The organism is Methylibium sp. T29 (assembly GCF_000576205.1).
Classification (GTDB): domain Bacteria; phylum Pseudomonadota; class Gammaproteobacteria; order Burkholderiales; family Burkholderiaceae_C; genus Methylibium; species Methylibium petroleiphilum.
Genome location: NZ_AZND01000155.1, coordinates 1 through 8,088 on the forward strand (window position 1 = coordinate 1; position 8,088 = coordinate 8,088).

The 8,088-nt window shown below is 71.2% G+C and carries 8 protein-coding genes; all 8 read left to right on the forward strand.

The features are described 5' to 3' along the window. Nucleotides 1-985 (forward strand): apolipoprotein N-acyltransferase (gene lnt / locus x551_RS15590; RefSeq protein ID WP_036249356.1); only part of this gene is annotated, 985 nt, incomplete at its 5' end. An 89-nt stretch (nucleotides 986-1,074) separates the two neighbouring features. Next, on the forward strand, nucleotides 1,075-1,284 hold the full coding sequence (locus x551_RS23620) for a hypothetical protein (RefSeq protein ID WP_051495873.1): 210 nt from the start codon (nucleotides 1,075-1,077) through the stop codon (nucleotides 1,282-1,284). A gap of 51 nt (nucleotides 1,285-1,335) precedes the next feature. After that, complete coding sequence (locus x551_RS25325; protein WP_152543538.1) at nucleotides 1,336-1,941, forward strand: hypothetical protein; 606 nt, start codon at nucleotides 1,336-1,338, stop codon at nucleotides 1,939-1,941. Beyond that, nucleotides 1,872-3,335 (forward strand): cytochrome P450, encoded by a 1,464-nt coding sequence (locus x551_RS15600; RefSeq protein WP_051495871.1) that lies wholly within the window; start codon nucleotides 1,872-1,874, stop codon nucleotides 3,333-3,335. Before x551_RS25325 ends, x551_RS15600 begins: the two co-directional genes overlap by 70 nt. 143 nt (nucleotides 3,336-3,478) lie before the next feature. Beyond that, on the forward strand, nucleotides 3,479-4,435 hold the full coding sequence (gene glyQ / locus x551_RS15605; RefSeq protein WP_036235041.1) for a glycine--tRNA ligase subunit alpha: 957 nt from the start codon (nucleotides 3,479-3,481) through the stop codon (nucleotides 4,433-4,435). Further along, complete coding sequence (glyS, locus tag x551_RS15610) at nucleotides 4,432-6,549, forward strand: glycine--tRNA ligase subunit beta (RefSeq protein WP_036235040.1); 2,118 nt, start codon at nucleotides 4,432-4,434, stop codon at nucleotides 6,547-6,549. The genes glyQ and glyS overlap by 4 nt, the downstream gene beginning before the upstream one ends. Before the next feature lies 1 nt (nucleotide 6,550). Further along, nucleotides 6,551-7,183, forward strand: coding sequence for a D-glycero-beta-D-manno-heptose 1,7-bisphosphate 7-phosphatase (gene gmhB, locus x551_RS15615; RefSeq protein WP_011830953.1), 633 nt, complete (start codon nucleotides 6,551-6,553; stop codon nucleotides 7,181-7,183). Beyond that, complete coding sequence (locus x551_RS15620; RefSeq protein WP_036249359.1) at nucleotides 7,180-7,944, forward strand: lysophospholipid acyltransferase family protein; 765 nt, start codon at nucleotides 7,180-7,182, stop codon at nucleotides 7,942-7,944. Before gmhB ends, x551_RS15620 begins: the two co-directional genes overlap by 4 nt. Nucleotides 7,945-8,088 lie beyond the last annotated feature (144 nt).

Genomic DNA, 8,088 nt, shown 5'->3' on the forward strand with positions numbered 1-8,088 from the left:
CGGGCCGAGCCGTTGGGCGCTGGCCGGCGCGGCCCTGGCCCTGTGGTGGCTGCCGACGGCGCTGCCGCAGCAGCACACCGAGCCCACCGGCACGCTGTCGGTCGCGCTGCTTCAGGGCAACGTGGCGCAGGACGAGAAGTTCGCGCCGGAGCGCCAGCCCGAGGACCTGGTGTGGACGCTGCGAACGATGGTCGAGGCGCGCGCCGACCTCGTCGTCGCGCCGGAAACCGCCATCCCGCTGCTGCCCTCGCAACTGCCGGAGGGGCTGTGGGACGGGCTGCGCGCCGCCTTCGCCGACGGCGAACGTGCCGCGCTGGTCGGCCTGCCGCTCGGCGACCCGCAGGCCGGCTACACCAACTCGGTCGCCGGCCTGTCGCGCGACGCCGCCACTGAGCCCGGCGGCGCCTACCGCTACGACAAGCACCACCTCGTGCCGTTCGGCGAGTTCATCCCGCCCGGCTTCCGCTGGTTCGTCGACCTGATGAACATGCCGCTCGGTGACTTCAACCGCGGGCCGCTGGTGGCGCCGTCGTTCGGGGTCAAGGGAGAGCGGGTGGCGCCCAACATCTGCTACGAAGACCTGTTCGGCGAGGAGCTCGCGGCCCGCTTCGGCCCCGGCGGCGACGCGCCCACGGTGCTGGCCAACGTCAGCAACATCGCCTGGTTCGGCGAGTCGGTCGCGATCGACCAGCACCTGCAGATCTCGCGCCTGCGCGCGCTCGAACTGCAGCGGCCGATGATCCGCGCCACCAACACCGGCGCGACCGTCATCATCGACCACCGCGGCAAGGTCACCCGCTGGCTGGCCCCGCACACCCGCGGCGTGCTCGAGGGCACGGTGCAGGGGCGCAGCGGGCTCACGCCGTTCGCGTGGTGGGCCGGACGCTACGGGCTGTGGCCGCCGCTGGGCTTGGCGCTGGCGATCGTGGCTCTGGCGGTGTGGCGTGGCCGCCGCACTCGCGGGGGCGATCCGGCCCGAATCTGAATCGGGTCTGAACCGCAGCTGAACGGCGCACTGCGGCGGTGCATGGCGCCCCGGAGCGCGACTACAGTGCAAAGTCAGGAGAAATTCCCATGACCTTGCACTTGAAGTTTTCTGCGTTGCTGATCTCTGCATTCGTGTGCTCGGCCGCCCATGCCGACCCGGCCGACTACATCTTCAGCCCGGTCGTCGAACACGGCGAACGCGAGATCGACAGCAAGGCCGGCATCGCCCAGGATCGCCACGGGCGCAGTTTCTGGGGCGGCAAGCTCGGCGTCGAGTACGGCTTCACGCCATGGTGATCGAGCGAGGCCACCGTCAACTTCGGGCGGGAACTCGGCGAATCGACCCGCGTGCATTCGCTCGAATGGGAGAACCGCTTCCAGTTCACCGACACCGGCGAGCAGCCCTACGAGATCGGCCTGCTGATCGAGGTCGAGCGAGAACGCGAATCCTCCGAGGGCTATGAACTGCGCTACGGGCCGCTGCTGCAGGCGAGCTGGGGCGCGGTGCAGGGCAACCTGAACCTGCTGTTCGAGCGCCGCCTGCATGCCGACGACGGGCACACGCCCACCGAGTTCGGCTACCAGTGGCAGGTGCGCGTGCACAGCGACTCGGCGCTGGACTGGGGCGCCAGGGCTTCGGGCACCTGGGGCGCTGGGACCACTGGGCGCCGCGATCGCAGCAATCGCACATCCTCGGCCCGGCGGTGTTCGCCCAGCTCGGCGACGACGACGAGGACCCGCAAGTGGAGGCCGGCCTGCTGTTCGGCACCGGTGGGGCGGCGCCCCGCGCCACGCTGCGTCTGCAGGCCATGGTGCCCTTCTGAGGCGCGTCGCGCCAGTCGGATTCGCGCACACTCCTCCGGTCCGCTGACCGCGAGGAGACGATGCGCGAGCCGAACGAAGCCGATGACGCCGCCGTTGCGAGGGCCCGCGCCGCCGACGCGGCACCGCTGAGGTCGGTGGCTGCGCTGCCGGGGCCGCGGGGCTGGCCGCTGATCGGCAACCTGCTGCAGTTCGACCTGCCGCGACTGCACCGGCAGTTCGAGGACTGGGCCGACCGCCACGGCCCGACTTACCGCCTGCGCCTCGGCCGGCGCGAGGTGCTGGTGATCTCCGATGCGGAGACGATCGCCGCTCTGCTGCGCGACCGGCCCGACACCTGGCGGCGCATGCGGCCGATCGAGGCGGTGATCCGCGAGGCCGGCGGTCACGGCGTGTTCTCCGCCGAGGGCGACGACTGGCGGCGCCAGCGCCGGCTCGTGATGAGCGCCTTCGACCCCGGTCACCTGAAGCGCTTCTACCCATCGCTGCAGCGGGTGACCGAGCGGCTGATGGCCTCGTGGCGCGAGGCGGCGCGGCGAGGCGAGGCCATCGACTTGCAGGCCTCGCTGATGCGCTACACGGTGGACGTCACGACCGGCCTGGCCTTCGGCGTCGACCTGAACACGATCGACGCTCCGCATCCGCTGCAGGAGCACCTGGACAAGTTGTTCCCGATGCTGTTTCGCCGCGTCAACCTGCCCTTCCCCTACTGGCATTACCTGAGGCTGCCGATCGACCGCGAGTACGACCGCCACCTGCGGCGCGTGCACGAGGCGGTGCGTGGCTTCGTGCAGGCCGCAAGGCAGCGCCTGCAGGACGAGCCGGCGCGCCGCGAGCGGCCGACCGACCTGCTGGAGGCGATGCTGGCCGCGCGCGACGCCGACGGCAGCGCCTTGACCGAGGAAGAGGTGGCCGGCAACGTGATGACCGTGCTGCTGGCCGGTGAAGACACCACGGCCAACACGCTGGGCTGGGCGATCTGGCTGCTGCACGAACATCCGGACGATTGGCAGGCACTCGTCGCCGAGGTGGACGCTGCACTCGGCGATGCACGGTTGCCGCCGAGCTTCGACGCGGCCCGGGGCCTGGCCTCGATCGAGGCTAGCGTCGGCGAGGCGATGCGCCTGAAGCCGGTGGCGCCCTTGCTGTTCATGGAGGCCAACCGCGAGACGGCACTGGCCGGCTTCCGCCTGCCACCCGGCGCCGTGGTGTTCTGTCTGATGCGGCGCGCGGCGCTCGATGCCCGGCTGGCCGAGGACGTGGCGGACTTCCGGCCGGGCCGCTGGCAAGACGGCGCAGACCGGGCCGTGCAGAAGGCCTCGATGCCGTTCGGCGCCGGCCCCCGCCTGTGCCCCGGCCGCTACCTCGCGCTGCTGGAGATGAAGATGGTGCTGGGCATGCTGGCGCGCAACTTCGAACTGCTCGAAGTCGGCCCGGAAGGCGGCGGGGCGCCGGGCGAGCGCATGGCCTTCACGATGTTCCCGGTCGGGCTGAAGATGCGGCTGGCGGAGCGGGCGCGGCGTTGATCGCACGGACTGCGGACCGGCCGTGCAACCGGTAGCGCCGCGCCGCGCGCCGGCCGTCCTCGGTGCGCGAAGCGGCCACCTAGAATCCTGGCTCCGCCGCGGCGCTCCGTTGCCGCGGCCCGCCCTCTCCACGACATCACACGATGCTGAGCTTCCAGCAAATCATCCTGCGCCTGCAGCAGTACTGGGCCGACCAGGGCTGCGCCCTGCTGCAGCCCTATGACATGGAGGTCGGCGCCGGCACCAGCCACACCGCCACCTTCCTGCGCGCGCTCGGCCCCGAGCCCTGGAAGGCCGCCTATGTGCAGCCGAGCCGGCGGCCCAAGGACGGCCGCTACGGCGAGAACCCCAACCGCCTGCAGCACTACTACCAGTACCAGGTGGTGCTCAAGCCGGCGCCGAGCAACATCCTGGAGCTCTACCTCGGCTCGCTCGAGGCGCTGGGCTTCGACCTCAAGGCCAACGACATCCGGTTCGTCGAGGACGACTGGGAGAATCCCACGCTCGGCGCCTGGGGCCTGGGCTGGGAGGTCTGGCTCAACGGCATGGAAGTCACGCAGTTCACCTACTTCCAGCAGGTCGGCGGCATCGACTGCCGGCCGATCACCGGCGAGATCACCTACGGCCTGGAGCGCCTGGCGATGTACCTGCAGGGCGTGGACAACGTCTACAAGCTGCAGTGGACCGAAGGGCTCAGCTACGGCGACGTCTACCTGCAGAACGAGCAGGAGCAGAGCGCCTACAACTTCGAGCACAGCAACGTCGACTTCCTGCTCACGGCGTTCGGCGCCCACGAGGGCAACGCGCAGCAGCTGATGGCGCAGCAGCTCGCGCTGCCGGCCTACGAGCAGGTGCTGAAGGCCGCGCACACCTTCAACCTGCTCGACGCGCGCGGTGCGATCAGCGTGACCGAGCGGGCCGCCTACATCGGCCGCATCCGCAACCTGGCGCGCGCGGTCGCGCAGAGCTACGTCGACAGCCGCGCCCGGCTGGGCTACCCGATGGCGCCGCGCGAGTGGGTGGCCGAGATCGAGAAGGCGGGCGAAGCCGCCCGCAAGCCCGCCAAGGTCGCGAACGCGGAAGAGGCGGCCCGGGCATGAGCGACACCAAGAACCTGCTCGTCGAGCTGTTTGTCGAGGAACTGCCGCCGAAGGCGCTGAAGAAGCTCGGCGAATCCTTCGCCCAGACGCTGGCCGAGAGCCTGAAGGCCCAGGGCCTGGCCACCGAGCACTCGGCCACCACCCCCTTCGCCTCGCCGCGGCGGCTGGCGGCACACATCAGTGCGGTGCTGCCGGCCGCGCCCGACAAGGCGGTGTCGCAGAAGCTGATGCCGGTGAGCGTGGGCCTGACGGCCGACGGCCAGCCCACGCCGGCGCTGCTGAAGAAGCTCGCCGCGCTGGGCGCCGACGCCTCGGCGCTGCAGCGGCTCGAGCGTCGCCCCGACGGCAAGGCCGAGGCGCTGTTCTTCGACAGCCTGGTGCCCGGCGCGATGCTGGCCGCCGGACTGCAGAAGGCGCTGCTCGAAGCGCTCGCGAAGCTGCCGATCCCCAAGCTGATGAGCTACCAGCTCGAGACCGGCGAGCTGCCGGGCTGGGCCAGCGTGCAGTTCGTGCGCCCGGCCCACGGCCTGGTGGCGCTGCACGGCGCCGACCTGGTGCCGGTGGCCGCGCTCGGCCTCGAGTCGCGCCGCGAGACGCACGGCCACCGCTTCGAGGCGCAGATGGACCCGGTGGTGCTGCAGCACGCCGACCACTACGCGCAGCAGTTGCAGGACCAGGGCGCGGTGATCGCCAGCTTCGCGGCGCGCCACGGCGAGATCGCGCGCCAGCTGCAGGCCGCGGCCTCGAAGGAAGGCTTGGTGCCGATCGACGACCCGGCGCTGCTGGACGAGGTGACCGCGCTGGTGGAGCGGCCCAACGTGCTGCTCGGGCAGTTCGAGGAGAGCTTCCTGGCGGTGCCGCAGGAGTGCCTGATCCTCACGATGAAGGCCAACCAGAAGTACTTTCCGCTGCTCGACGCGACGGGCCGGCTCACCCACAAGTTCCTGATCGTCAGCAACATCAGCCCGGAGGACCCCAGCGCGGTGGTCGGTGGCAACGAGCGGGTGGTGAGGCCGCGGCTGGCGGACGCGAAGTTCTTCTTCGACCAGGACCGCAGGAAGACGCTCGAGGATCGCGTGTCCGGTCTGGACAGGGTCGTCTACCACGGCAAGCTCGGTACTCAGGGCGAACGCGTCGAGCGCGTGCGGGCCATCGCGCGGGCGATCGGCAGCCAGCTCGGCGGCGAGGCACTGGCGGCCAAGGCCGACCAGGCCGCACGGCTCGCCAAGGCCGACCTGCTGACCGACATGGTGGGCGAGTTCCCCGAACTGCAGGGCACCATGGGCCGCTATTACGCGCAGCACGACGGCCTGGGCGACGACATCGCGTTCGCGATCGAGGACCACTACCGCCCGCGCTTCGCCGGCGACGATCTGCCGCGCAACGAGGTGGGCACCGTGGTCGCGCTGGCCGACAAGCTGGAGACGCTGGTCGGCCTGTTCGGCATCGGCCAGCTGCCGACCGGCGACAAGGACCCGTTCGCGCTGCGGCGGCATGCGCTGGGCGTGATCCGGATGCTGACCGAGAAGGCCTTGCCGCTCGAGGTCGATGCGCTGCTGAAGACGGCCTTGCCGGCGTTCGGCGCGCTGATCGCCGACCCGTCGTCGGCGCTGGCCGAGTTCATCTTCGACCGCCTCGCCGGCAGCCTGCGCGAGCAGGGCTACCGCGCGCAGGAGGTCGAGGCCGTGCTGTCGCTGCGCCCGCAGCGGCTGGGCGAGGTGGCGCAGCGCCTGGCGGCGGTGCGGGCCTTCGCGGCCCTGCCCGAGGCGCCCGCGCTTGCCGCGGCGAACAAGCGAGTCGGCAACATCCTGAAGAAGGTGGACGGCGCGGTCGAGCCGAAGGTCGACGCGGCGTTGCTGAAGGAGCCGGCCGAGGCCGCGCTGGCACAGGCGCTGGCGGCGGTGAAACCTGCGGCCGATGCCGCCTTCGCGCGCGGTGACCACGCGGCCTCGCTGCAGTCGCTCGCCGCACTGAAGGCGCCGGTCGATGCCTTCTTCGACGGCGTGATGGTCAACGCGGACGACCCGGCGCTGCGCGCCAACCGGCTCGGCCTGCTGGCCACTCTGCATGTCGCGATGAACCGCGTGGCCGATCTCTCGAAGCTGGCGAGCTGACATGCAGCCTCCCAAGCTCGTCATCCTCGATCGCGACGGCACCGTCAACGCCGACAGCGACGAGTACGTCAAGTCGGCCGAGGAGTGGCATGCCCTGCCGGGCGCACTGGAAGGCATCGCGCGGCTCAACCATGCCGGCTGGCACGTGGTGATCGCCACCAACCAGTCAGGCCTGGGCCGCGGGCTGTTCGACATGTCGGCGCTCAACGCGATGCACGCCAAGATGAACCTCGGGCTGGCGCAGGTGGGCGGCCGCGTCGACGCGGTGTTCTTCTGCCCGCACGCGCCCGACGAGGCTTGCGCCTGCCGCAAGCCGCTGCCCGGCCTGTTCACTCAGATCGCCGACCGCTACGGCGCCGATCTGACCAAGGTGCCCGCCATCGGCGACAGCCTGCGCGACCTGCAGGCGGCCCAGGCGGTCGGCTGCGAGACCCACCTGGTGCGCACCGGCAAGTGCGCGGGCCTCACCGACGCGCAGATCGCCGACCTCGTGCGCCAGGTGCCCGGCACCGTGGTGCATGCCGACCTGGCAACCGCGGCGGAGTTCATCGTGCAGCGCGAGCGCCACGAGCGGGCCATCGCGCGCGGCACCGTCGAGGTGCCCGACAGCAACGCCGGAGCGCTGGGGGCATGAGCCGCCTGCTGGCGGTGCTGCGCTCGGCAGTCTTCATCGCGTGGATGGCCGTCACGGTGGTGCCGATCGCCATCGTGGCGCTGCTGCTGTCGATCTTCGTGCGCGGTGATCCGGTGTACTGGGTCTGCATCAGCTGGCTGCGGCTGTCGATCTGGGGTGCGCGGGTGATCTGCGGCGTGCGCTACCGCGTGCAGGGCATGGAGCGGCTGCCGGCCGACCGGCTCTCGCCGGTGATCCTGCTGCCCAAGCACCAGAGCACCTGGGAGACCTTCGCCTTTCCCACGCTGATGTCGCACCCGCTGTGCTACGTGTTCAAGCGCGAGCTGCTCTACATCCCCTTCTTCGGCTGGGCGATCGGGCGGCTCGACATGATCCACATCGACCGCAGCAAGCGCACCGAGGCCTGGAACCGCGTGGCCGAGCAGGGTCGCGAGTACATGGCCAAGGGCAACTGGGTCATCATGTTCCCCGAAGGCACGCGCACGCCGCGCGGCGACCAGGGCGTCTACAAGAGCGGCGGTACGCGGCTCGCGGTGACCACCGGCACGCCGGTGGTGCCGATCGCGGTGAGCTCGGCGAAGTGCTGGCCGCGCAAGAGCTTCGTGCTGCGGCCCGGCGTGATCGACGTCGTGATCGGCCACCCCATCCCCTCCACCGGCCGCCAGCCCGACGAGCTGATGCGCGAGGTGGAAGCCTGGATCGAGGCCGAGATGCGCCGCATCGACCCCGAGGCCTACCCGGCCGTCGCCGCCGCGCACTGAGCCCCGACCGGCGCCGCGGCGTCATGACCGGCTTCTATACTCGCCCCCCATGACGCGCCGGGCCGCCGTGGCCGACCCCAACGCCCCCTTTCGCCAGCTCGACCTGCCGCTGTTCGCGCCGGACGAGCCAGCGGCATCCGCGGC

Excerpts from the sequence above, each read along its gene's own strand:
- x551_RS23620 (WP_051495873.1), top strand. The coding sequence starts at position 1,075 with ATGACCTTGCACTTGAAGTTTTCTGCGTTGCTGATCTCTGCATTCGTG.
- x551_RS15600 (WP_051495871.1), top strand. The coding sequence starts at position 1,872 with ATGCGCGAGCCGAACGAAGCCGATGACGCCGCCGTTGCGAGGGCCCGC.
- glyQ (WP_036235041.1), top strand. The coding sequence starts at position 3,479 with ATGCTGAGCTTCCAGCAAATCATCCTGCGCCTGCAGCAGTACTGGGCC.
- glyS (WP_036235040.1), top strand. The coding sequence starts at position 4,432 with ATGAGCGACACCAAGAACCTGCTCGTCGAGCTGTTTGTCGAGGAACTG.
- gmhB (WP_011830953.1), top strand. The coding sequence starts at position 6,551 with ATGCAGCCTCCCAAGCTCGTCATCCTCGATCGCGACGGCACCGTCAAC.
- x551_RS15620 (WP_036249359.1), top strand. The coding sequence starts at position 7,180 with ATGAGCCGCCTGCTGGCGGTGCTGCGCTCGGCAGTCTTCATCGCGTGG.